The 22,890-nt window shown below is 59.7% G+C and carries 20 protein-coding genes; 13 read left to right on the top strand and 7 right to left on the bottom strand.

Going from position 1 to position 22,890, the window contains the following annotated elements:
- Nucleotides 1–27 precede the first annotated feature (27 nt).
- Both ACMG4N_RS00800 and atzF read right to left on the bottom strand, forming a co-directional pair.
- Nucleotides 28–876 carry a GntR family transcriptional regulator gene (locus ACMG4N_RS00800; protein ID WP_297766011.1) on the bottom strand — a complete coding sequence of 283 codons (849 nt, stop codon included), beginning with the start codon at nucleotides 874–876 and terminating at the stop codon, nucleotides 28–30.
- Entirely contained in the window at nucleotides 845–2,635 is a 1,791-nt protein-coding gene (gene atzF, locus ACMG4N_RS00795; RefSeq protein WP_297766014.1) for an allophanate hydrolase, read from the bottom strand. The genes ACMG4N_RS00800 and atzF overlap by 32 nt, the downstream gene beginning before the upstream one ends.
- 309 nt (nucleotides 2,636–2,944) lie before the next feature.
- Between atzF and ACMG4N_RS00790 the strand changes: the two genes are divergently transcribed.
- Nucleotides 2,945–3,793 (top strand): patatin-like phospholipase family protein, encoded by an 849-nt coding sequence (locus tag ACMG4N_RS00790; protein ID WP_414432561.1) that lies wholly within the window; start codon nucleotides 2,945–2,947, stop codon nucleotides 3,791–3,793.
- A gap of 117 nt (nucleotides 3,794–3,910) precedes the next feature.
- On the opposite strand, the gene ACMG4N_RS00785 is transcribed toward ACMG4N_RS00790, so the two are convergent.
- The 3 genes from ACMG4N_RS00785 to ACMG4N_RS00775 all read right to left on the bottom strand — a co-directional run bounded on the left by ACMG4N_RS00785 (nucleotide 3,911) and on the right by ACMG4N_RS00775 (nucleotide 6,362).
- Nucleotides 3,911–4,252: a hypothetical protein gene (locus tag ACMG4N_RS00785; RefSeq protein WP_414432560.1), complete on the bottom strand. Its 342-nt coding sequence runs from the start codon at nucleotides 4,250–4,252 to the stop codon at nucleotides 3,911–3,913.
- 17 nt (nucleotides 4,253–4,269) lie between these two features.
- Entirely contained in the window at nucleotides 4,270–5,058 is a 789-nt protein-coding gene (locus ACMG4N_RS00780; protein ID WP_272961596.1) for an aldo/keto reductase, read from the bottom strand.
- 110 nt (nucleotides 5,059–5,168) lie between these two features.
- Nucleotides 5,169–6,362 carry an FAD-dependent oxidoreductase gene (locus tag ACMG4N_RS00775; RefSeq protein WP_414432558.1) on the bottom strand — a complete coding sequence of 398 codons (1,194 nt, stop codon included), beginning with the start codon at nucleotides 6,360–6,362 and terminating at the stop codon, nucleotides 5,169–5,171.
- 136 nt (nucleotides 6,363–6,498) lie between these two features.
- On the opposite strand from ACMG4N_RS00775, the gene waaA reads away from it, so the two are divergent.
- Complete coding sequence (waaA, locus tag ACMG4N_RS00770; RefSeq protein ID WP_414432556.1) at nucleotides 6,499–7,770, top strand: lipid IV(A) 3-deoxy-D-manno-octulosonic acid transferase; 1,272 nt, start codon at nucleotides 6,499–6,501, stop codon at nucleotides 7,768–7,770.
- A 139-nt stretch (nucleotides 7,771–7,909) separates the two neighbouring features.
- On the opposite strand, the gene ACMG4N_RS00765 is transcribed toward waaA, so the two are convergent.
- A complete protein-coding gene (locus ACMG4N_RS00765; RefSeq protein ID WP_414432554.1) occupies nucleotides 7,910–9,316 on the bottom strand; it encodes a TolC family outer membrane protein in 1,407 nt (468 codons plus the stop codon).
- A gap of 162 nt (nucleotides 9,317–9,478) precedes the next feature.
- On the opposite strand from ACMG4N_RS00765, the gene thiC reads away from it, so the two are divergent.
- The 8 genes from thiC to ACMG4N_RS00725 all read left to right on the top strand — a co-directional run bounded on the left by thiC (nucleotide 9,479) and on the right by ACMG4N_RS00725 (nucleotide 19,735).
- A complete protein-coding gene (gene thiC, locus ACMG4N_RS00760; RefSeq protein ID WP_297766031.1) occupies nucleotides 9,479–11,362 on the top strand; it encodes a phosphomethylpyrimidine synthase ThiC in 1,884 nt (627 codons plus the stop codon).
- Nucleotides 11,355–11,984: an NUDIX domain-containing protein gene (locus ACMG4N_RS00755; protein WP_414432553.1), complete on the top strand. Its 630-nt coding sequence runs from the start codon at nucleotides 11,355–11,357 to the stop codon at nucleotides 11,982–11,984. The genes thiC and ACMG4N_RS00755 overlap by 8 nt, the downstream gene beginning before the upstream one ends.
- On the top strand, nucleotides 11,981–12,448 hold the full coding sequence (locus ACMG4N_RS00750) for a DUF1249 domain-containing protein (protein WP_272961445.1): 468 nt from the start codon (nucleotides 11,981–11,983) through the stop codon (nucleotides 12,446–12,448). Before ACMG4N_RS00755 ends, ACMG4N_RS00750 begins: the two co-directional genes overlap by 4 nt.
- Nucleotides 12,449–12,607: 159 nt before the next feature.
- The gene (gene cpdA, locus ACMG4N_RS00745) at nucleotides 12,608–13,414 is read left to right on the top strand and encodes a 3',5'-cyclic-AMP phosphodiesterase (protein ID WP_272975323.1); all 807 of its coding nucleotides are present in this window, start codon (nucleotides 12,608–12,610) and stop codon (nucleotides 13,412–13,414) included.
- 181 nt (nucleotides 13,415–13,595) lie between these two features.
- Complete coding sequence (locus tag ACMG4N_RS00740; RefSeq protein WP_297766042.1) at nucleotides 13,596–14,183, top strand: YqiA/YcfP family alpha/beta fold hydrolase; 588 nt, start codon at nucleotides 13,596–13,598, stop codon at nucleotides 14,181–14,183.
- 82 nt (nucleotides 14,184–14,265) lie between these two features.
- Entirely contained in the window at nucleotides 14,266–16,152 is a 1,887-nt protein-coding gene (gene parE / locus ACMG4N_RS00735; protein ID WP_335626299.1) for a DNA topoisomerase IV subunit B, read from the top strand.
- Between the two features lie 234 nt (nucleotides 16,153–16,386).
- Nucleotides 16,387–18,627 (top strand): DNA topoisomerase IV subunit A, encoded by a 2,241-nt coding sequence (gene parC, locus ACMG4N_RS00730; RefSeq protein WP_414432551.1) that lies wholly within the window; start codon nucleotides 16,387–16,389, stop codon nucleotides 18,625–18,627.
- Between the two features lie 178 nt (nucleotides 18,628–18,805).
- Nucleotides 18,806–19,735, top strand: a complete 930-nt coding sequence (locus tag ACMG4N_RS00725) for an acyltransferase (RefSeq protein ID WP_414432549.1) — start codon at nucleotides 18,806–18,808, stop codon at nucleotides 19,733–19,735.
- Between the two features lie 74 nt (nucleotides 19,736–19,809).
- Here the strand turns inward: ACMG4N_RS00725 and ACMG4N_RS00720 are convergent, their stop codons facing one another.
- Complete coding sequence (locus tag ACMG4N_RS00720; RefSeq protein ID WP_272963156.1) at nucleotides 19,810–20,550, bottom strand: TIGR04219 family outer membrane beta-barrel protein; 741 nt, start codon at nucleotides 20,548–20,550, stop codon at nucleotides 19,810–19,812.
- A 150-nt stretch (nucleotides 20,551–20,700) separates the two neighbouring features.
- On the opposite strand from ACMG4N_RS00720, the gene ACMG4N_RS00715 reads away from it, so the two are divergent.
- The 3 genes from ACMG4N_RS00715 (at nucleotide 20,701) to ACMG4N_RS00705 (ending at nucleotide 22,852) form a co-directional block, all read left to right on the top strand.
- On the top strand, nucleotides 20,701–21,231 hold the full coding sequence (locus ACMG4N_RS00715; protein WP_297766053.1) for a DUF4262 domain-containing protein: 531 nt from the start codon (nucleotides 20,701–20,703) through the stop codon (nucleotides 21,229–21,231).
- A 14-nt stretch (nucleotides 21,232–21,245) separates the two neighbouring features.
- Entirely contained in the window at nucleotides 21,246–21,785 is a 540-nt protein-coding gene (locus ACMG4N_RS00710; protein WP_297766057.1) for a DUF2058 domain-containing protein, read from the top strand.
- A 221-nt stretch (nucleotides 21,786–22,006) separates the two neighbouring features.
- A complete protein-coding gene (locus ACMG4N_RS00705; protein ID WP_414432547.1) occupies nucleotides 22,007–22,852 on the top strand; it encodes a S1 RNA-binding domain-containing protein in 846 nt (281 codons plus the stop codon).
- The last annotated feature ends 38 nt before the right edge of the window (nucleotides 22,853–22,890 follow it).

Here is a 22,890-nt window from a genome sequence, read left to right as displayed (position 1 = left end):
ACAGGAGCAACCCGTGAAAGCGGTGATTCAGGAAGAGCTATCCGGCTGTGGTATTGCGGCGGTAGTGGCCCCTCCCCTATGAATATGGCTTCTGATTGCAGCAGTGTTCTGATTGTTAGCATGGGCTTCCTGCAGCATGTGCAGGGTAATGTTGCGGACGGCATGTCGGGAGGATTCGATGTGGCTCTGCAGATGATGCTTGGCATCTTCAGCCTGGCCATTCTCAACGGCCTTGAGGATGGCGGCGTGTTCGTCATAGGTGGCCGCAATGCGGTCTTGCTGGGTGAAATCCAGGCGCCGGATGATACGCAGTCGTTCGGTAAGATCCTGATGAATGCGTTCCATTTCCCGGTTGCCCGCGGCGGCGACAAGTTGGCCGTGGAAGTTCTCGTCCATGACGGCGACGGCAGGGCCGTCCGTCAGTCTTTCGATGGGTGAGAGGCTCCATTGTTGCATCAGTTGCTGCAGCGTTTGGTTTGCTGCAGCTCCCCTTGGGAGCTTGCAGAGGGTGTCCACTGCCGCGCATTCGAGAGCGGTGCGGACACCGTAGAGTTCTTCGAAATAGCGAAAATCAAACGGTTTCACCTGCCAGCCGCTGCGGAACAGGACATCCACATACGATTCACGCTGCAAGCGAAACAACGCTTCGCGAACGGGTGTGCGTGAGGAGCCCATTTTTTCGGCTATGTGGTTTTCGGTGAAACGGTCTCCGGGCAGCAGACGAAAATCAAAGATATCTTGCTTGAGCCGGGCATAGATCTGTTCTGACAGGCTAGGTTGTCTGTTACTGGGAGATAGAGTCATGACGTTGTTTCCATCGGTTTCACTCTGTAGCGGGCCGTCTTTATCGAGAAGCGGTCTGATGGAGTGAAGCACTGTAGTGTCTCCACCCGCCCAGTTCGGTAATGTCGGTGGCGTCATCGATGGCCCAGGGCTCGCAGATAAAGCCCTTCACCCAGCGGCCATCCACGGTTTCCAGGCTGCCGATGCCCAGCGGGGCGGGAATCAGGCCGACAAAGCTGCCGAAGTGTTCGATCGGCATTTGCCACAGTTCTATGGGAATGCTGGCGCCGCCGTCCTTTTCATTGCGGATCAGGCCGGGCTTGGGAGGTACCGTGTTGGCCAGGGCGTAGAGGCGGTAGCAGGGTGCGGTGTGAGTGGCTTCCAGCAGCACCGCGTCACGCTCGGTGAGCTGGCTGTTGAGTGGCATGCCGGTGAGGTGGGCGCCGACTACGGCCACGGTGATGGTGTTGTCATCGTCAATGGTGGTGGGTGTTTGCGGCGCGGGCAGATCCAGTCCGGTGGCGCCGGCCTGCCAGGGCTGGTGTTGTTGCCAGCGTTGTCCGAATTCGGCCAGGGCATGGTCGTTCCAGGCCGGGGCGATCAGGGTGACGCCCCCGGGCAGACCGTCATCCCGAAAGCCGCCGGGTAAGGCCAGCGCACACAGGTCCAGCAGATTGACGAAGTTGGTCCAGGTGCCCAGTTGGCTGTTCAGGGTGATGGGGTCGTCGCGCACTGCGTCGCGGGTGTAGATCCCCGGCGCCGTGGGCAGGAGTAACGCATCTACCTCCGCCAGCAGGGTGTCGGACTGGCGCTTGAGTTCGGCCAGCCGGTATTGGGCACGGAAACTGTCAACGGCGCTGAGTTGTGCGGCCGGTTCGAGGATGTCGCGAATGACCGGCAGTACTGCGTCCGGCTGCCTGTGCAGCAGGGCTTCGGTGACGGTGAAACGCTCGGCGACCCAGGGCCCCTGATAGAGCAGGGCGGCAGCATCCTGCAGCACCATGGTGTCCACGGTAACCAGTTCGGCAATGCGGCTGAGGCTTTCCAGTTGCTGTTCCCAGAGCGCTTTCGCCCGGGTATCACCGAACCAGGGCAGGTCCCTGGGGATGCCCAGTCGGGGGCGAGGCGGCAGCCTGGTGTTCTGGCGCGACGGTGCCTGGCGACAGTAGGCATCGGCGCTATCGAACTGGCCGATGATGCGGTAAACGCTCTGGGCGTCTTCTACGTTCAGCGCAAAGACGCTGACACAGTCCAGTGTTCGACAGGCTGGCACCACACCTTTGGTACTGGCGGCACCGCGGGTGGGTTTCAGGCCCACGGTATTGGTGAAGGCAGCGGGAATTCGCCCGGAGCCAGCGGTGTCGGTACCCAGGGAGAAAGGCACCAGCCCCAGGCTGACACTGACAGCGGAGCCGGAACTGGAGCCGCCGCTGAGGTAGTCGGGGTTGAAAGGGTTGGGTACCTCACCGTAAGGGGAGCGGGTGCCAACCAGGCCGGTGGCGAACTGATCCAGGTTGGTTTTGCCCACCACAATGGCGCCGGCCTCGCGCAGAAGTCTGACCACGGTGGCGTCTTCCTGCGGGATGTAGGCAAAGGCGGGGCAGGCGGCGGTGGTGGGAATGCCGGCCACATCGATATTGTCCTTCACCGCAAAAGGCACGCCGTATAAAGGCAGATCCGGGTCGGTCAGGGCATTGGCCTGGGCAAGCAGAGAGGACTCGTCCAGCAGGTGAATCCACAGGGCGCGCTCGCTGTCGTGCAGCAGTGTCGCCAGTTGTTTCATGGCCTGTACCGGGGTGAGGTCACCGCTGCGGTAGGCCGCCTGCCATTGTTGAAGAGTCCAGCCAATCATTCGTTAGCACACCTAGTTGTACACAAGTTGGTATGCGGACTTGTGCAAAGGCGGTGCCAAACGAATGGAAATAATTTAAGTGATTGTTTTTACAAAAATTAAATCTCTGAGGGCTGACGTTATCGGCGGGAGCCTTCAGGCTGGTATGCGCCACGCTGATGCAGCTGCGCTGTAAGAGTGCAAAAGGTTGCGTTGCGGTTTGGCACTGCTATTGCCGGCAACGATGGCGGGAAAAGGGCTGTGCTATTTCCGCTTTTGGCCGCGTTTTGACAGAGTTGATAAGGAAGTCGGATCCAACAGGAGGCGTGCATGTCTTCGCGAGCGCTGGTTGTGGAAGGAGGCGCCATGCGCGGTATTTTTGCCGCCGGGGTGCTGGATGCCTTTCTGGAAAATGAGTACCGGGAATTCGATTTTGCGGTGGGCGTGTCCGCCGGCTCTACCAATCTGATTGGTTACCTGGCCGGGGATCATGGGCGCAGTCGGCACATCATTACTGATCACGCCTGCCGGGCTGAGTTCATCAACTGGCAGCGTTTCATGAGCGGCGGTCATCTGTGTGACGTGCACTGGTTATGGCATCAATCCTTGCAGGATGTGCCGCTCAATCTGGGCCGGCACTGGCAGTCGCAGACGCCGTTATGGGTGGTCACCACCTCGGTGGAAGATGGAGCGCCTCGTTACCATCAGGCGACGCCGGATAACCTGAACGAGATCATGACGGCGTCCTGTTCCATTCCTTTTGCTTACCGGCAATTCCCCACGGTGAACGGGCATCCCATGACTGATGGCGGGCTGGGCGATTCCATTCCGGTGCGTTGGGCCTATGAGCAGGGCGCCAGGGATATCACCGTGGTGCTGTCGCGGCATCAGGGCTATCGCAAGAAACCCAGCGCGTTGACGCCGCTGCTGAAACCCTGGGTCAAGGATATGCCGGGTTTGTATGCGGGCATGCTCAAGCGCTCGCAAGCCTACAATGACGCGCTGGACTTTATTGATAATCCGCCGGCGGATTGTCGGGTAACCGTGATTGCGCCGGGCCGGGATTTTCCGGTGAGCCGGTTGACCACCAATGGGCAGAAGCTGGAGCAGGGCTATTGGCAAGGACATCAGGCGGCGTCGGTGGCATTGGGCCAGCAGCCATTGGAAGCGGTGGGTTAACTGGTGGGTTACGCCCTTCGGGCTAACCCACCCTACACCAGTCGGGTAAGGTCAGCGCAAGCGCGGCGCTTGCAACGCAGCCTGCGGTCTCGAACCCTGGCGGCTTTCCATTATCAATTATTCATTATCAATTTTTAATTGCCCTTCACAGCGCCAGGTCCAGGCTTCCAGCTCAATGCGTTGAATCCCGCGATGATGGTTATCCATCAGAAATACGCGCCGGTCTTTCAGGACTGCCCGGTTGCCGTCGGCTTTCCTGATGGCCTTGAACAGTTTCTTTTTGGCGTTGTTTTCGATCCAGGCGTCACTGAACAGCAGGCCCTGAAGTTTGCCGCCGGTTTCTATAGTAACGGTATCGCCGGCCCGGCAGTCGCTGGGTGCGTTTTCCAGAAGATAGACCTTGTCGGCCTGGCCGGCTGAGGCCAGTAATAACAGCGCGATACTGAGTAAGCTGCGCATAGTGTTTCCTTTTTTTGTTATTCGCCGCAGGCGCGGCGTGCTTTTTCCACGTTCTCCCGCAGGTGCTGCGGGTTGATGGTGCCGGCAATAATACTGCCGACGCCGGGGGTGCCAAGGATCTTGTTCATGCTTTCCTGCACCGGGTCCTTTCCCTGGTTGTGCAGGTGGCCGCTGGCAAAAGCTTTCTTGATCAGGATGCCCTTGTTCCGGGCGGCGGCGTGTTCGATCACCGGTAGCTCTTCATCATGGGCCAGGTTGTAGGTGACCATGGCCACGTCTGCCTGGTTGAGGGTGTCGATACCGCCGGCCACGGTCTTGCTGGACATGCCGGTGGCGCGGATCAGGCCGGCTTTTTTCAGATCGTTGAGGGCATCCAGGGTGCCCATGTTGAGGACGTCCAGATCGTTGCCGTCGGAATGCACCAGCACACAATCCAGGTAGTCGGTATTGAGTCGCTTGAGGCTGCGTTCCACCGAGGTGCGTACATGTTCCGGGGAGAAATCGAAGTGGCTGTCGCCGCTGTCGTTGTCGAACTCCTCGCCCACCTTGGTAACGATGACCCAGTGCTGGCGATCGCGGAGCAGTTGTCCCAGGCGCTCTTCGCTGCGGCCATAGGCCGGTGCGGTGTCGATCAGGTTCAGGCCCAGGTCCCGGGACCGGGCGATCAATTCCACCACCGACTTGTCATCGGGAATGGTGAAGGCGCTGGGATATTTCACGCCCTTGTCGCGGCCGATCTTTACCGTGCCAAGGCCGAGAGCGCTGACGGTTAACCCTGTGTTGCCCAGCGGGCGCATGAAGGACATGAAGTCTCCTGAAACATTCTCGCTGTAGGAGCGCCGCTTGAGGCGCGAATTGTACTTGGGAAAGCCGTCGCAAGCAGGTTCGCGCCTCAAGCGGCGCTCCTGCAGGGGGATCAAAAACAGCGGTGCCAGTACGGCACGCCCATGGGCGCCTGTTCCAGCGCTGCCGGTACCGTTAGCGGTGTCCCCGGTTCCAGCCCGCTTTCTTTGACCAACGCCATCACTCTGTCGCCCAGATCCGGGGCCAGGGTGAGTTTGGTGGGCCAGGCGACGATCAGGTTGTGATCGCGGTGGGCGTAGGCGTTGTCCGGTTTTACCAGCGCCTGTTGTTTCGGTTCGGCGCGGGTCACGTTGAGGACAGCGAATTCGGCCTGACTGAAATCGAGCCAGGGAAACAACAGCTTCATTTCGTCTCGGCCGGCGGCCAGTTGTTCCTGGTCACTGCGTTCCACGCCCCGCTCGGCCAGGTCGCCGCCCAGATACCAGACCACCTTGCCATCCGGGCAGTCATGGGTGGTCACGGTGAGCACCGGCTTGTTGCTGGTGCCGACGCAGTGGGCGTAAAGGCGGTGGCCCAGATCGTGCTTCACCAGCAACATTTTCAGCGGCCGTAACTGGCTGTGTTCCTCGGGCAACAGGCGGGCCTGATGGGCACCGTCCAGCAATGCCGGGTTGCCATTGCCGGCGGACAGGATGGTCAGGGCCGGTTCGATACGCTGGCCATTGACGGTTACCGCTTTCAGCCCTTGCTCTCCCCATTCCAGAGAATCGCGTTCCATATCGAAGGCCAGCAGGCGCTCACGCACCGGCGCGGCCAGGGTGTCGATCAATGATTCGGTGTTGATGACCAGATCATCCAGCTTGTAGACATTGCCCTTGAAGGCCTTGTCCGCCAGAGCGGAAGGGAAATGGTCCCGCTTCAGTTTTTCGATGCGCCCACGCAGCATCTTGCTGGCGAAGAAGTTGGTCATGCGCGAGGCCACGGAACCACTGGACCACATGTGCTGGGTATCGCTGAGCACTTGCAGCTGGCACAGGTCCACCGGATCGTCGCCGGCCATGGCCGCACGCCAGCGGTCCGGCATGGCGGCAATGGATTCCGATTCACTGGACAGGTTGCCGCCCAGGGCATACTTGAGGCCGCCGTGAATGATGCCCTGGCTGGCCAGGGTCTGGTCGCCGCCCAGGGTGTCGGTTTCAAGCAGCAGGCACTGGTATCCGGCCGCGTTGAGCCGGTTGATCAGCCACAGGCCGGCAATGCCGCCGCCGAAGATCAGAATGTCGGGTTTCAGAGGGGAGTGACTCATGGCTCACCATCAGAGAAAGTTGCCGCTATGCTAGCATAGGCTGCGCTGCGGGCACGCAAGCAGGCAACAGGCATTACCCTGCTTTTCCTGTAGCGTTATGCATGCAAGCAGTCCTCACACCGAGACAAGAGCGCCTATGCAAACCCTTTACTCCTTTCTTTGGTATTTACTGCTCCCGTTACTGTTTTTGCGCCTTTGGCTGCGCGGTCGGCAGGCGCCGGCCTATCGTCAGCGCTGGAAGGAACGCATGGCCTGGGGGTATCGCCCCGGCACCCTGAAAAACAGCATCTGGGTGCATGCGGTGTCGGTGGGGGAAACCCTGGCGGCAGTGCCGATGATCGAGCGGTTGCTGGCGGATTATCCGGATACGCCATTGCTGGTGACCACGACGACACCCACCGGTTCCGAGCGGGTGAAAGCCCTGTTCGGAGATCGGGTGACCCATGTCTATTGCCCCTGGGAGTTGCCCACTGCGCTGAACCGTTTTCTGCGAGCGTTTGATCCGAAAACGGTGATCGTGCTGGAAACCGAATTGTGGCCCAACCTGTGTGCGGCGGTGAAACGTCACGGCGCCAAGCTGATGCTGATGAACGGGCGTTTGTCGGAGAAAAGCTACCGGGGCTACAGCAAGCTTCCCCGCCTGGTGCGACCGATGATGGCGCGGTTCGATGCCCTGGCGGTGCAGACTCCGGTGGAACGGGAGCGTTATATCGCCCTGGGGGCCTGGCCGGAACGGGTGCATGCCATCGGCAGCGTGAAGTTCGACATGAGCCTGGACGATACGGTCCAGCAGGCGGCGGCGAGTTTGCGGGCGGAAATTGGCGAGCGCCCGGTGTGGATCGCTGCCAGTACGCACCCTGGCGAGGATGAGCCTGTACTGGTAGCCCACCATGCATTGCTGCAAGTGCTGCCCGATGCGCTGCTGGTGCTGGTGCCCCGCCATCCGGAACGGTTCGACAGCGTGGCGCAGTTGATTCGCCAGCAGGGGCTCGCGCTGGCCCGGCGCAGCAGGCAAGAGGCAATCTCGGCCGACACCGGGGTTTACCTGGCCGATACCATGGGCGAACTGCTGATGCTGTTCGGTGTGGCGGATGTGGCGTTTGTCGGTGGTTCGCTGGTGCCGGTGGGCGGGCACAATCTGCTGGAGCCGGCCGGCTGGGGCAAGCCGGTCGTTACCGGGCCGCACCTGCACAACTTTACCGCCATCGCCGGGCTGCTGGATGATGCCGATGCCCTGGCCCTGGTGGACAATGCGGATGCCCTGGCGATTGCCTTGCAGGCCCTGTTCCGATATCCGGATCAACGCCAGCGTCAGGGGCAGGCGGCCGCAGCGGTGGTGGAAGCCAATCGTGGGGCGCTGGAGAAAGGGCTTGAACTGATTAGTGAACAGTTAACAGTGAATAGTTAACAGCGACGCGAAAGGACTTTTACGGCATTAAACGCAAGAGGCCGCGCCCAGTGTATGGGCGCGGCCTCTTGGCTTTCAGAGAATGGTTGCGCTCACACGCGCAACTATTCACTGTTCACTGTTAACTATTCACTGCTCTTCAGTACCGCGCGTCAGGCACCAGCGCGTCGCTGCGGCCTTCCAGGTCCGGCTGGTAGATGTTCAGGGTGTTGGTGTCCGAGAGCCACTGGTTGATGCCTGCCAGGTCTCCCTGCTGAAGGTCACCGGTGGTGGATTTCAGGGTCAGGGAGTTGATGATGTAGTCGTAACGGGCGTTGGCGTAGTCGCGTTCGGCGGCGAACAGGGCCTGCTGGGCGTTGAGCACGTCCACCACATTACGGGTACCGACCTCGTAACCTGACTGGGTAGCTTCCAGGGCCGAGCGGGCGGAGCGGATGGCCTGCTTGCGGGCGCTCACGCGCAGGGCATCGGATTCCACTGTACGGTAGGCGCTGCGGGCTTGCTGGATGATATCGCGCAGGGCCTGCTGGTACTCATAGACGGCAGCATCTGCACGCAGGGCGGCTTCTTTGCGACGGCTGTTCAGACCACCGCCCTGAAACAGAGGCATGGTGACTTCCACGCCGATCTGTTTGGTGTCGCTGTCCGGGTTGACCCCGGTACCAAAGCCTGAGGCGCTATTATCTTCAGGGATGGAGTTGGCGTTCTGGTACTGGGCAACAAATTGAACCTGGGGAAGCTGGGCTCCCAACTGGCGTTTCGCCGTTTTTTCTGTCAGTTCGGAATTATACCGGGCGGCCAGAACCTGGGGGTTTTGGGACTGTGCCTTGTCAATCCAGTCATTCATGTCGGCCGGTTGCGGGCCTTTCATGGGCAGTTCGTCTTTGAGTTCAGAGAGTGTTTCCCAGCGTTGACCGCTCAGCGATTCCAGCTGATCGCGGGCGATGTCATATTGTTGCTGGGCGACAATCAGGTTCACCCGGGTCAGGTCATAGGTGGCCTGGGCTTCTTCCACATCGGTGGCGGGTACCAGTCCCACATCGAAACGTTCCTGGGTCTGTTCCAGTTGTCGACCGATGGCTTTTTCTTCGGCCTTGGCGGACACCAGGGTGTCCCAGGCGCGCAGTACACCGAAGTAGCCCTGGGCCACGCGCAGGACAAAATCCTGCCGGGCCTGTTGGAAATTGGCTTGGGCAATATCGGTGCTCGACTTGGCTTCTTTGTAGCCGTACCAGGCATCCATGCGGAACAACGGCTGCGTCAGTTGCACCGTGGTGGTCTCGGTGCCGAATTCCTGGGTGACGCCCAAGTCCTTCAAATCACGCTCTGTGTCATACCGGCCATAAGTGGCGGAGACAGTGGGGAACAATGCCGCGCGGCCCTGCACCAGCAGTTGCTGGTCCGCGTCCCAGCTCATGCGGGCGGCCCGCCAGGTGCCGTCATAGCTCCAGGCGGCGTTGGCGATCTCGACCAGATCGGCGGCGTGGACGGAACTGGCCAGTGAGGTCAGCATGAGAACGAGGATCTTGGTTGGGCTGCGCTTCATTCTGGTGCACTCTTTCCTGGGTGAGTTTGGTCATTATAGTACTGGGTGGTACAGAAAATTGATACGGCTTCTGTCACACCGGTGTCGCGGTTGTTTGGCCGATAGGCGCTGGCGTATAGTGTCCGCCATTCCTGTCTTTTCCCATGTTTTCCGGAGGCCGACGTGCCAGACGATCAGCGCCCCATCACCGCTAATACGATTGATGAATCCTGCCAGCCTATCGCCGGCTCGCAAAAAATTTATGTTACCGGCTCTCGCCCGGACATTCGTGTCCCCATGCGAGAAATACGCCAGAGTCCGACCCCGTTGGCGGACGGAAAGTTCGAGGATAACCCACCGGTTAGCGTCTACGATACGTCCGGCCCCTATACCGACCCGGACGTGACCATTGATGTGCGGCGGGGCTTGGCGCCAATCCGTATGAACTGGATTCAGGAAAGGGATGATACCGAGCAACTGGATGGTTTGACCAGTGAATACGGGCAAAAGCGCGCCAAGGACCTGAAAACGGCCGGGTTGCGTTTCCAGCACACCCGCGTTCCGCGCCGTGCCAAAGCCGGCAAGAACGTCAGCCAGATGCACTATGCCCGCCAGGGCATCATTACCCCGGAAATGGAATTTATTGCCATCCGCGAGAACCAGCGGTTGCGTGAGCACCGGGAAGCGGGGCTGCCCATGGATCAGCATCCGGGGCAGGATTTCGGCGCCAGCATCCCGGCGGAAATCACCCCGGAATTTGTCCGTGACGAAGTGGCCCGGGGGCGGGCGGTGATTCCGGTGAATATCAACCACCCGGAAATCGAGCCGATGATCATCGGCCGTAACTTCCTTACCAAGATCAATGCCAACATCGGTAACTCGGCGGTGACTTCTTCCATCGAGGAAGAAGTGTCCAAGATGACCTGGGCCACCCGCTGGGGCGGCGATACGGTGATGGATCTGTCCACCGGCGACAATATCCATGAAACCCGCGAGTGGATTCTGCGTAACTCGCCGGTGCCCATCGGCACGGTGCCGATCTATCAGGCACTGGAAAAGGTCAACGGCGTGGCCGAAGACCTGACCTGGGAAATCTTCCGCGACACCCTGATCGAGCAGGCCGAGCAGGGGGTGAGCTACTTCACCATTCACGCCGGCGTATTGCTGCGCTACGTGCCGATGACCGCCAACCGGGTCACCGGTATTGTCTCCCGCGGTGGCTCGATCATGGCCAAGTGGTGCCTGGCGCACCACAAAGAGAGCTTTCTCTACACCCATTTCGAAGACATCTGCGAGATCATGAAGGCCTACGACGTGACCTTCAGTCTGGGTGATGGCTTGCGCCCCGGCTCCATTGCTGATGCCAACGATGAAGCCCAGTTCAGCGAACTGCGCACCCTGGGTGAACTCACCAAGATCGCCTGGGAGCACGACGTGCAGGTGATGATCGAAGGCCCCGGCCACGTGCCCATGCACATGATCAAGGCCAACATGGACGAGCAGCTGAAGCACTGTGGTGAGGCGCCGTTCTACACCCTGGGTCCGCTGACTATCGATATCTCTCCGGGCTACGATCACATTTCCAGCGCCATTGGCGCCGCCATGATCGGTTGGTACGGCACCGCCATGCTCTGTTATGTGACGCCAAAAGAGCACCTGGGTCTGCCCAACCGGGAAGACGTGAAGGAAGGCATCATTACCTACAAGATTGCCGCCCATGCGGCGGATCTGGCCAAGGGGCATCCGGGCGCCCAGCTGCGCGACAATGCCCTGTCCAAGGCGCGCTTCGAATTCCGCTGGGAAGACCAGTTCAATCTGGGCCTGGACCCGGACCGTGCCCGGGAATTCCACGATGAAACCCTGCCCAAGCAGGCCCACAAGGTGGCGCATTTCTGCTCCATGTGCGGGCCCAAGTTCTGCTCCATGAAGATCAGCCAGGAAGTCCGTGAGATTTACGGCGATGGCAGAGAGCAGGTGGCGCAGGCGGACGCGGAAGCCGGCATGGAAGAGAAATCCAAGGAGTTCCGTGAAAAGGGCAGCGCCCTTTACCATGAAGCCAATGAGTGAACTGAAGCCGCTGTTCGGCCCCGATGACGTGGAAGTGCTGGAACGGGTTACCCCGTTTCAGGGCTTCTTTCGTGTCGACACCCTGACCCTGAGACACCGGCAGTACAACGGCGGCTGGGGCAAACCGGTACGCCGGGAGCTGTTTGTACGCCCGCAGGCGTCGGCGGTGTTGCCCTATGATCCCCGCCGGGGTGAAATCCTGCTGGTGGAGCAGTTCCGTGTGGGCGCGCTGGAATGGCGCCAGTCGCCCTGGTGTCTGGAGTTGATCGCCGGCATTGCCGACAAGGACGGCGAAAGTGCCGCTGACCTGATCCGCCGTGAAGCCATGGAGGAAGCAGGCATTACCCTGGGCGAGATGGAAACCATCGCCGCCTATATGCCCAGCCCCGGTGGCACCAATGAGCGTCTGCAGGTATTTGTCGGCCAGGCAGATCTGGCTGACGCCGGCGGTATCTTCGGGTGCCCGGACGAAGGTGAGGACATTCGTGCCCTGACCGTGCCGGTGGCAGAGATTCCCGAATTGCTGGCGTCCGGTCTGGTGGATAACGCGGCGTCCCTGATTGCTCTGCAGTGGCTGCTGCTGCACCGCGACCGGCTGGATGCAGCCTGGGACGGAGTATGAAACGCCGCGATCGCTACCGGCTGGATTTTCGGGCCCTGATGAGCCAGTGCGAGGAAAACTACGCCCGCATGCTGCCGTTGATGAACGCCATGGGCGAGCGCGACAGCATGGATGTGGAGCTGGGTCACACCCAGCATACTCATACCCTGCAATTGCGGGTGCTGGAACGCTCCCCCTATACCACCACCGTACGCCTGGAAGACCAGGAGTTGCTGGATGTGTTGCCGGCCTCACGCCTGACCGTGCGCCTGTATCACGATGCGCGCCTGGCTGAAGTCACCGAGGCGCGTCCTTTTCGGCGGGTCAATGCCCGCTATGCCTATCCCAATCGCCATATGCACCAGCGTGATGAAAAAGTGCAGTGGAACCGTTTCCTGGCCGAGTGGTTGCGCCATGTCCACGACCATGGTCGTGATGCAGGCAACGACTGGCGCCAGCAGGTGACCGGTAATTCCTCAAGGTAGCTGTAAAGAAATGCTAACCATGTCCTGATCTTGGACGTCTTTCCTAGAAAAGTGCCATCATCTTGGTTATAAGTGATTCATGAGCGTTGAGGGAATGCTCGGGAGAGCATTCGCTGCCTCCCAAACGGGAATAATAAATCGAGGACGGGAGCGGGGATCTTGACGCAGCAGTTGCAGCCCCTTCGAGTGGTGCAGTTATCAGACTGCCATCTGTTTGCCGATACACAAGGCAAGCTGTTGGGCCTGAATACCCAGTTCAGTCTGGATAAGGTATTGGAGCTGATCCGTGGTGAGCAGCCCAGTCCGGACCTGATTCTGGCCACCGGGGATCTGTCCCAGGATGCTTCCTTTGAGTCGTATCAGCGGCTGGAGCAGGCCCTTTCTGCCTTCCCGGCACCGGTATACTGGCTGGAAGGCAATCACGACAAGCCCGCCCCCATGCTCCAGGCCCTGGATTGCCATCGCGAGCGCATCAGTCCCTGTGTGCTGGAGATCGGCAACTGGACCATCATCATGCTCGACTCCACCATCCCCGGTGAAGTCCCTGGCGACCTGTTTGACGAAGATCTGAAATTTCTCGATGACGCCCTGGCCAACGCCCGTGGCGAACATCTGATGGTATGCCTGCATCACCATCCGGTGCCCATGGAGTGTGCCTGGCTGGACACCCAGGTGGTGGGTAGTGCCGAGCAGTTTTTCGCCGTCATCGACCGCCACCCCCGTGTGCGCGCCATTATCTGGGGCCATGTGCATCAGGAATATGATGACCTGCGCAACGGCGTACGCCTGCTGGCAGTGCCCAGCACCTGCGTGCAGTTCAAACCGAAAAGCGAAGACTTCGCCGTCGACGACAGCAACCCGGGCTACCGTTGGCTGGACCTGTACCCGGACGGCCGCATCGACACCGCCGTGAGTCGGGTGGAGGGGATTACCTTTGAGGTGGACTTCAGCGTCAAAGGATACTGATCAGTGAACAGTTAATAGTGAATAGTTAACAGCGAAACCGCTTGACTCCTCAACCGGGCCTGCCAGCATCATCACTGTTCACTGTTCACTGTTCACTGTTCACTGTTCACTGTTCACTGTTCACTGTTCACTGTTCACTGTTCACTGTTCACTGTTTGATCCTCCGACCTGTTGAATTCCTATGGCTCCAGAAACCTCTCTCATCTATATCCACGGCTTCAACAGTTCCCCGGCGTCCCACAAGGCGACCCGGTTGCGAGAGGTGTTTGAGCGTGCCGGTTGTCCGGAGCGGTTGCACGTGCCGGCGCTGCCGGTGGAGCCCAAGGCGGCCATGGCGGAGCTGGATGCGGTGATTGCCGGGGCCGGTCCGGTGGCGTTGCTGGGCTCATCTCTGGGTGGTTTCTATGCTACCTGGCTGGCCGAGCACCATGATTTGCAGGCGGTAATCGTAAATCCTGCCGTTCGACCCTGGCGACTACTGGACAAATACACAGGTATCCAGCATAACTATCACACTGGCGAGGCCTGGGAATTCAATCCGGCCTGGCTGGACGAGCTGAAGCGCTATGAAGTGCCGGCCATCAGCCAGCCGGAAAACCTGCTTCTGCTCACCCAGACCGGCGATGAAACCCTCGATTGGGAAGACGGCTGGGACTATTACGGGGACTGCCACCGCTATTGCGGCTTGGGTGGCAGCCACGGCTTTGATAACTTTGACGCCTTCATTCCGCTGATACTGCGGTTTTGTGGTATTGAAATACACGCCTGATGCCCGAGGCCAGACGCCAGACGCTTGATCCTGCCAAGCGTTCAGCGTCTGGCGTCATGCGTCTGGCGCTTCTGGAAAATCTATGGCCAATACGTATACGTCCGAAAATATTGAAGTGTTGTCGGGCCTCGACCCGGTGCGCAAGCGTCCGGGGATGTACACCGATACCTCCCGTCCCAACCACCTGGCCCAGGAAGTCATCGATAACTCGGTGGATGAAGCCCTGGCCGGCCATGCCAAATCCATCAAGGTCACCCTGCTGAAAGATGGCGGCGTGGAAGTGGAGGATGACGGTCGCGGCATGCCGGTGGACATGCACCCGGTTCAGAAGAAGCCCGGGGTGGAAGTGATCCTGTCCACGCTGCATTCCGGCGGCAAGTTCTCCAACAACAACTACCAGTTCAGCGGTGGTCTCCATGGTGTCGGCGTGTCCGTGGTTAACGCCCTCTCCACCAAGCTGGAAATCCTGGTGAAACGGGACGGCCAGCTGCACCGGATGGAATTCGGTGATGGCGAAAAACGCAGCGATCTGGAAGTGGTCGATACCGTCGGCAAACGCAACACCGGCACCATTCTGCGTTTCTGGCCCGACGCCAAGTATTTTGATTCACCGAAGATTTCCGTTTCCCGGCTCAAGCATCTGCTGCGCGCCAAGGCGGTGTTGTGCCCAGGGTTGCTGGTTACCCTGGACAACCAGGTCAGCGGTGAAACGGATGCCTGGCAATTCGCTGATGGCCTGATCGAATACCTGCTGGAATCCGGTCGTGGCTGGGAGCGGGTGCCGGATGAGCCCTTCAATGGTGCCATGAGCGCCGAAACCGAAGCGGCGGACTGGGCGGTGATGTGGCTGCCGGAAGGCGGCGAGCTGGTGCAGGAATCCTACGTTAACCTGATTCCCACCCCCCAGGGCGGCACCCATGTGAATGGCCTGCGCTCTGGTTTACTGGAAGCCATGCGCGAGTTCTGTGAATTCCGCAACCTGTTGCCCCGTGGCGTAAAGCTGACCCCGGAAGATATCTGGGACCGGGTTGCCTATGTGCTCAGCGTCAAGATGCAGGACCCGCAGTTCGCCGGCCAGACCAAGGAGCGGCTCAGTTCCCGGCAGACCGCCGCGTTCGTGTCCGGCGTGGTCAAGGATGCCTTTTCCCTGTGGCTGAATCAGCACACCGATGAAGCAGAGAAGCTGGCGGACCTGTGCATCAACAATGCCCAGAAGCGTCTGCGTGCCGCCAAGAAAGTCACCCGCAAGAAGATCACCAGTGGTCCGGCGCTGCCCGGCAAACTGGCCGACTGCACCAGCGATGATCCGTCCCAGAGCGAAATCTTTCTGGTGGAAGGGGACTCGGCGGGTGGCTCTGCCAAGCAGGCCCGGGACCGGGTCTACCAGGCCATCATGCCCCTGCGCGGCAAGATCATGAACACCTGGGAAGTGGACTCCGGCGAAGTGCTGGGCAGCCAGGAAATTCACGATATTGCCGTGGCACTGGGTATCGAGCCGGGCAGTGATGATCTGGGCGGTCTGCGTTACGGCAAGGTGTGCATCCTTGCCGATGCGGATTCCGACGGCCTGCATATCGCCACCCTGATCTGTGCCCTGTTCCTGCGTCACTTCCCGGCGCTAGTGAAGAACGGCCATGTGTTCGTGGCCATGCCACCGCTGTACCGCATTGATGTGGGCAAAGAGGTTTACTACGCCCTGGACAAGGAGGAGCGTGCAGGCGTGTTGGACCGTATCAAGGCCGAAAAGAAGCGCGGCAAGGTCAACGTCACCCGCTTCAAGGGCCTGGGCGAAATGAATCCGCTGCAACTGCGCGAAACGACCATGGCCCGGGACACCCGCCGGCTAGTGCGCCTGGAAGTGACCGGCGGAGACGATACCCACCAGCTCATGGACATGCTGCTGAGCAAGAAGCGCGCCTCCGATCGCAAGATCTGGCTGGAAGAGAAAGGCAATCTGGCTGAGATTTGAGTGGAAAGTTTCAAGTGGAAAGTTGCAACGCGAAGCCAGTTCTTTGTGTGTTGAAAGGCTATCGCTTCGCGCTGGCCGTTAACGGCGGCACGCGGGCAAGGCTGTTCAGGTTGGCAGGGCTTCTTCCGCGCTTTGCAACTTTGAACTTTCAACTTGCAACTCTTCGAGCATCGCAAAGACATATAGCCTCTCAGCATTTGAACATGCTGTGATCGAGAAGAAGGCATTGAAGAAATGGCTGATGAATTTGAAAGTCTTCCCTTAAGGGAATACACCGAAAAAGCGTACCTGGATTATTCCATGTACGTGATTCTGGATCGGGCCTTGCCCAATATTGGTGACGGCCTCAAGCCGGTGCAGCGGCGTATTGTGTACGCCATGAGTGAGCTGGGGCTGAAGGCCACCTCCAAGTACAAGAAATCCGCGCGTACCGTGGGTGATGTACTGGGTAAATATCACCCCCATGGTGACTCGGCCTGTTACGAGGCCATGGTGTTGATGGCGCAGCCATTCAGCTACCGTTATCCGCTGGTGGATGGTCAGGGTAACTGGGGTAGTGCAGATGACCCGAAGTCGTTTGCTGCCATGCGTTATACCGAATCCAAACTGGCGCCCTATGCGGAAGTGCTGCTTGCCGAGCTGGGCCAAGGCACGGTGGAATGGGTGCCCAACTTTGATGGCACCATGGACGAGCCCAAGCTGCTGCCGGCGCGTCTGCCCAATGTGTTGCTCAACGGCACTACCGGTATCGCGGTAGGCATGAGCACGGATATTCCGCCGCACAACCTACGTGAAGTGGCGAATGCCTGTATTCACCTGCTCAAGGATCCGGGGGCGTCACTGGATGACCTGATGCAGTACATCCAGGGCCCGGATTTCCCCACCGAGGGGGAGGTGATTACTTCCCAGAACGACATCATCCGCATGTATGCGGAAGGCAAGGGGTCGCTCAAGCAGCGTGCTGTCTATGAGCGCGAGGAAGGTGACATCGTCGTTACTGCCTTGCCCTATCAGGTATCCGGCGCCAAGGTGCTGGAACAGATTGCCGACCAGATGCAGAAGAAAAAGCTGCCCATGGTCAGTGATCTGCGCGATGAGTCGGATCATGAAAATCCCACGCGTCTGGTGATTACACCGCGTTCCAACCGGGTGGATATTCCCCAGTTGATGAGCCACCTGTTTGCCACCACGGATCTGGAAAAGAACTACCGGGTAAACCTGAACATGATCGGCATTGATGGCCGGCCACAGGTAAAAAGCCTGGATATGATCCTTAACGAGTGGCTGCAGTTCCGTATGGTCACCGTGCGTCGGCGTCTGCAGCACCGTCTCGACAAGGTGCTGGAGCGTCTGCACATCCTGGAAGGCCTGTTGGTGGCCTTCCTCAATATTGATGAAGTGATTCACATCATCCGCACCGAAGATGTGCCCAAGCCGGTGCTGATGGAGCGCTTCGGTATTTCCGAGCAGCAGGCGGAAGCCATCCTCGAGTTGAAATTGCGCCACCTGGCCAAGCTTGAGGAAATGAAGATTCGTGGCGAGCAGGATGAGCTGAACGAAGAGCGTGAGTATCTGGAAACCACCCTGGGCTCCATGGCGAAAATGAAAAAGCTGGTGGCCAAGGAACTGCAGGAAGACGCGGACAAATATGGCGACGATCGTCGCTCGCCGCTGGTAGAACGGGATGCGGCATCTGCCCTCGACGAAACGGATCTGGTCAGCGCTGACCCGGTGACCGTGGTGCTGTCCGAGAAAGGCTGGGTGCGTTCTGCCAAGGGCCATGAGGTGGATGTGGTTGGCCTGAGCTACAAGGCCGGCGACAAGTACAAGGCCTCGGCCCAGGGCAAGTCCAATCAGCCGGTATGCTTTATCGACAGCACCGGCCGCAGTTACTCCCTGCCGGCCCATACACTGCCCAGTGCCCGTGGCCAGGGCGAACCCCTGTCTGGCCGTGTCAGCCCACCGTCCGGGGCCAGCTTCATGGCCGCGGTGATGGGCAAGGAAAAGGACGCCTACCTGATGAGCACCGATGCCGGTTACGGCTTTGTGGTGCGCTACGGGGATCTGCTGGCCAACAAGAAGGCAGGCAAGACGGTGCTGTCGGTGCCCAAGGGCGCCAGGGTGCTGCCGCCGAAACCGATTGCCTCCACCGATGACGATCTGATTGCGCTGGTCTCCAACGAGGGCCGTCTGCTGGTGTTCCCGGTGAAGGAATTGCCGGAAATGGCGCGCGGCAAGGGCAACAAGATGATGTCCATCCCCGGGGCGCGGGTGGCGGACCGGATTGAGTTCGTGCAGGACATGCAGGTGCTGGGGCCGCAGGATGCGCTCACCATCCATGCCGGTAAACGTCATCTGACTCTCAAGGCCAGCGATCTGGAGCACTACTACGGGGAGCGGGGCCGCCGTGGCGCCAAGTTGCCACGTGGATTCCAGAACGTGGACCATATGGCCGTGGAGCGTAAAGGCGAGTAGCGCTTTTACCGGTGAGAAAAAACGGCACGCTCGACAGCGTGCCGTTTTTTTTGTGCGCCGGTTTTCGGCAGCTCAATCCATCACGCTGTTGCTTCCCGCGGCGGGTGGGCAGACTTGCGTGATGGCGAGAACCGGGTTTAATACCCTCTTTGACAGGGAAAAGAGTAGGAGTGTCACCATGGCTGCCACGATCACGGGCGTTATCACCGCACTGTTATTGCTGCTCAATACCCTGATACTGATTGGCCCCATGATGCTGGTGGCGCTACTCAAGGTGATCCTGCCAGGTTCGCGAGCCCGCCAGGTCTGCTCCTCTGTCGTCATGGCTATCGCTGAAACCTGGGCCGAGATCTGCAAGGCCATCTTTGCGTTGATGACACCCACCCAGTGGGAGATACGTGGCGTGGAGGATTTGCGCGGCGACACCTCCTATCTGGTGATCAGCAACCATCAGTCCTGGGTGGATATCCCCGCGCTGATTCAGGCGTTCAATCGCAAGACGCCTTACTTCAAGTTCTTCCTCAAGAAAGAACTGATCTGGGTGCCGTTTCTGGGGCTGGCATTCTGGGCGTTGGATTACCCTTTCATGAAGCGCTACAGCAAAGCGTTTCTGGAGAAGTACCCCCACCTCAAAGGCAAGGATCTGGAGATCACCCGGCAGGCCTGTGAGAAATTTCAGGGTATACCGGTGACAGTGGTGAACTTTCTCGAAGGTACCCGCTTTACTGCCGCCAAACATGATAACCAGCAGTCTCCCTACCGGCATCTTCTCAAGCCCAAGGCCGGTGGTGTGGCTTTTGTACTGGCGGCTCTGGGTGACAATCTGGATGCCATACTGGATGTGACCATCCTCTATCCGGAAGGGGCGCCGCCGGGCTTCTGGGATTTGTTGTGTGGCCAAGTGGATCGGGTCGTGGTGGATGTACAGACCCGCTCCCTGAAGCCGGCGCTATGGCGGAGCGATTACCAGGAAGACCCGGTTTTTCGGGCGGAAATGCAGCAGTGGGTCAGTGATCTGTGGGCGCAGAAGGACGCGCGACTGGTACAGATGGCCGAACAGGAAAACCAGGGCAGCGCACAGCCGGCAAAGCGCGCCGGCCGCGACTAATCAGGTTCAACAGGAAAAGGCATTGTCCCTGCCTCCGCCGAGGCCAGAGGCAATGCCTGGTCCGTGACAAGCCACTAGAAACTCAGTGACGCCGCCAGATAGGGGCCGCCCATATCCAGGTCCGCATCCAGATCGCTGACATCATCCAGCTCCAGGTCCATGTGCTTGTAGCCCAGCTCGACGCCAAGCAGGAAATCCGAGCGCCAGCCGATGCGAGCGGTCAGATCCCGCAAGGTGTTGCCGTCGTAGCTGATCGTATCGATCTCGCCGCCGACATAGACGCCAGGGACCGGCAGGTTGAGTCGGCCAGAGGCATGCAGCATGGGCAGGGTTTCATCGAAGTTCTTGGTGGTGCTGACCAGCAGGTTGTCCAGGCTGATGCTGCCCTCGATCTTGCGGACGGTCACCCCCAGGTTCACTTTCAGGGCATTATCCAGCGGCGTGTAGTAGAGCGTGCCGTCGAGGATGTCCAGATCGATATCGGTTGCGACCTCGGTGTTGGCCACAAACAGCTGGCCATTGAACACAAAGGTACGTTGCAGGCGGTTGCTGGCGTCATCAGAGAGATCCAGGCTGCGCACCCGCACATTGGGAATCAGCGGTACGGCATGTTCCACGCCCAGATAGAGTACCTGCTGATTGGCTTCATCAAAGCCCAGGTCATCCTGCATGCGGATATCTTCACCACCAGAGGCAACCGTGCCTTCAAACTCGGTGTCCCAGCTGTAGCCGCCGCCATAAACGGCAATGCCTGGTGCTGACCAGGCCAGGGGGGCGGCCAGTAAACCGGCTGCCAGCAGACTGATGCGTTTCATGGAAACTCCTGCTTGTGAGTGAACGTTCAGTATTGCAGGTCTACAAGGGTGTCACCAAGTCCACAGGGATTCTGGTACCATGCCCACAACAATCACGATTCATTTGCCGGGGTTCGGCAGGTTTGGCCCGGCTCCTGCTGACAGTTACCTATGTTTCTAGATGAAATGCCCGGACAGTTCCGCTATCCGGCACCGGAAGATGCACAAGACAAAGACTTGCTGGCAGATATCCAGCGCAAGGGCTGGCACCATTTTGCGGTGCCCGGTGGCGATGGTCAGCCTGGTTTCACCTTCAGCGTGGGGCATTTCCTCAATCTGAATCACCCGGAACTGATCGTGCTGGGGCTCAAGGATTCCCTGGCCAGCCGCCTGCTGGACAGTGCCGCCGTGCGCATTCGCGGTCTGAACAAGCCCTATCAGCCATACCGCCTGTACAACGATATTGCCGATGGCCTGGAAGTCATGTTCCTGCCGGTGGCCTTTGCGCATTACAAGGAATACCTGGGCTTCGCCAACTGGTTCTACCAGAGCCTGCCGGCGCCGTACCCGGCCCTGCAAATGGTGTGGCCCGATCCCAAGGGCGTGTTCCCCTGGCAGCCCGGTTACGATACCCGGTTCCACCGGGCCCAGCCGCTGCTGGGGGTGCCGCCTGCGTCCCCGTTAACCCAGAATCGCCGTTGAGTTCGGAGAGCAAGATGGCCAATTCCCTGCAAGAACAATTGATGAAAGCCGGCCTGGCGGACCAGAAGAAGGCCCGTCGTGCCAAACAACAAAAACGCCAGGAAGCCAACCAGGCCAAGCGTGGCGAAATCGAACTGGAAGACCCGGCCGAGCGGGCCCGTCGCCAGCGCGAGGAAAAGGCTGAAGCGGATCGTCAGCGTGAAGCTGCTCGCAAGGCGGAGCGTGAGAAGAAGGAAATCGCCGCCCAGATCAAGCAGATGATCGAACAGAGTCGTCTGGATCGCCAGCATGGCGATGTGGCCTATCAGTTCGTACAGGACAAGAAGATCAAGAAGGCCTGGGTCACCGCCAAGCAGCAGGCCCAGCTTGAGCGCGGCCAGATCGCCATTGTCGCCCTGGGCGACGGCTACGAGCTGGTGCCCACGGTCGTGGCAGAAAAGATTCGCCAGCGTGAGGAGTCTGCGGTGCTGCTGCTCAACGAGCGCGGCAGCAAGGCGGTGGACGAGGATGACCCCTACAAGGACTTCCCGATCCCAGACGATCTGATGTGGTAGCGCGCCGCGGCAACGAGCTACGAACCGCGTTTGCGCGGAAATCGCCTAACGGGTGACCAGGAATCGTAGGGTGGATTAGCCCTAGGCGTAATCCACCTTCGTTTCAGCGTAACGATAATTCGGAAGGTAAGGCTGGTGGATTACGCCTGCGGCTAATCCACCCTACGTTTCTATTCCGGTCAGGCACCAAACCCCACCCTTAAACCAACCAGGCCCGAACCATGACCGCATCCACTACACTTGGCACTCGCCATTCCCTGGAAGTCATCAAGCCGATCCATAACGGGTTGCTGCTGGACGGCGGTTCGCTGGGGGAGGTGCTGTTACCGTCCCGGGAGGTCGAAGGCCAGAATCTGGGCCCCGGTGATAGCGTGCTGGTCACTCTGTACAGCGATGGCCAGGGCCGCCCCATGGCCAGCCTGCGCACACCCCGCGCCCAGCACGGCCAGGTGGCGTCCCTGAAAGTGGTGTCCACCAGCAAGGTGGGCGCCTTTGTGGACTGGGGCATGCCCAAGGATCTGCTGTTGCCCTTCGCTGAACAGAAAGGGCCGATTCGCGAGGGCGATTGGGTGCTGGTGATGATCACTACTGACCGGGAAGGGCGCCTACTGGCCAGCGCCCAGCTGGACCGGTTTCTCGACGATACCAGCGACGATTACCAGCAGGGTGATGAAGTGTCCCTGGTTGCCGCCCACGGCACCGATCTGGGCTACAAGGTCGTAGTGGATAACCGCTGCTGGGGCATGATCGCCAGACAGGAGCTGCGCGCACCGCTGCGGCCGGGTCAGCGGGTCACCGGCTATGTGCAGCGTCTGCGCGACGACGGCAAGCTCAGCCTGTCATTGAACCCCCCGGGTGCGCTGAAGAGCGAAGGGCTCAGCGAGCAGATTCTGGCTGCCCTGGAAGCGGCAGGTGGCGAGCTGCCGTTGGGTGACAAGAGCAGCCCGGAAGATATCTTCGCCAGCTTCCGTTGCAGCAAGAATGCCTTCAAGCAGGCCATCGGTGGTCTCTATAAAGAGCGTCGTATCGTGATCGAGAAGGGCAAGATTTCGTTAGTGAGCAGTTAACAGTGAATAGTTAACAGCGACGCGAGAAAGCTCGGGGT

This window comes from Alcanivorax sp. IL2, assembly GCF_047495475.1.
In the GTDB taxonomy this organism is placed as follows: domain Bacteria; phylum Pseudomonadota; class Gammaproteobacteria; order Pseudomonadales; family Alcanivoracaceae; genus Alcanivorax.
Note: the sequence above shows the minus strand (reverse complement) of the source record. Positions and strands in the feature narration are given on the sequence as shown.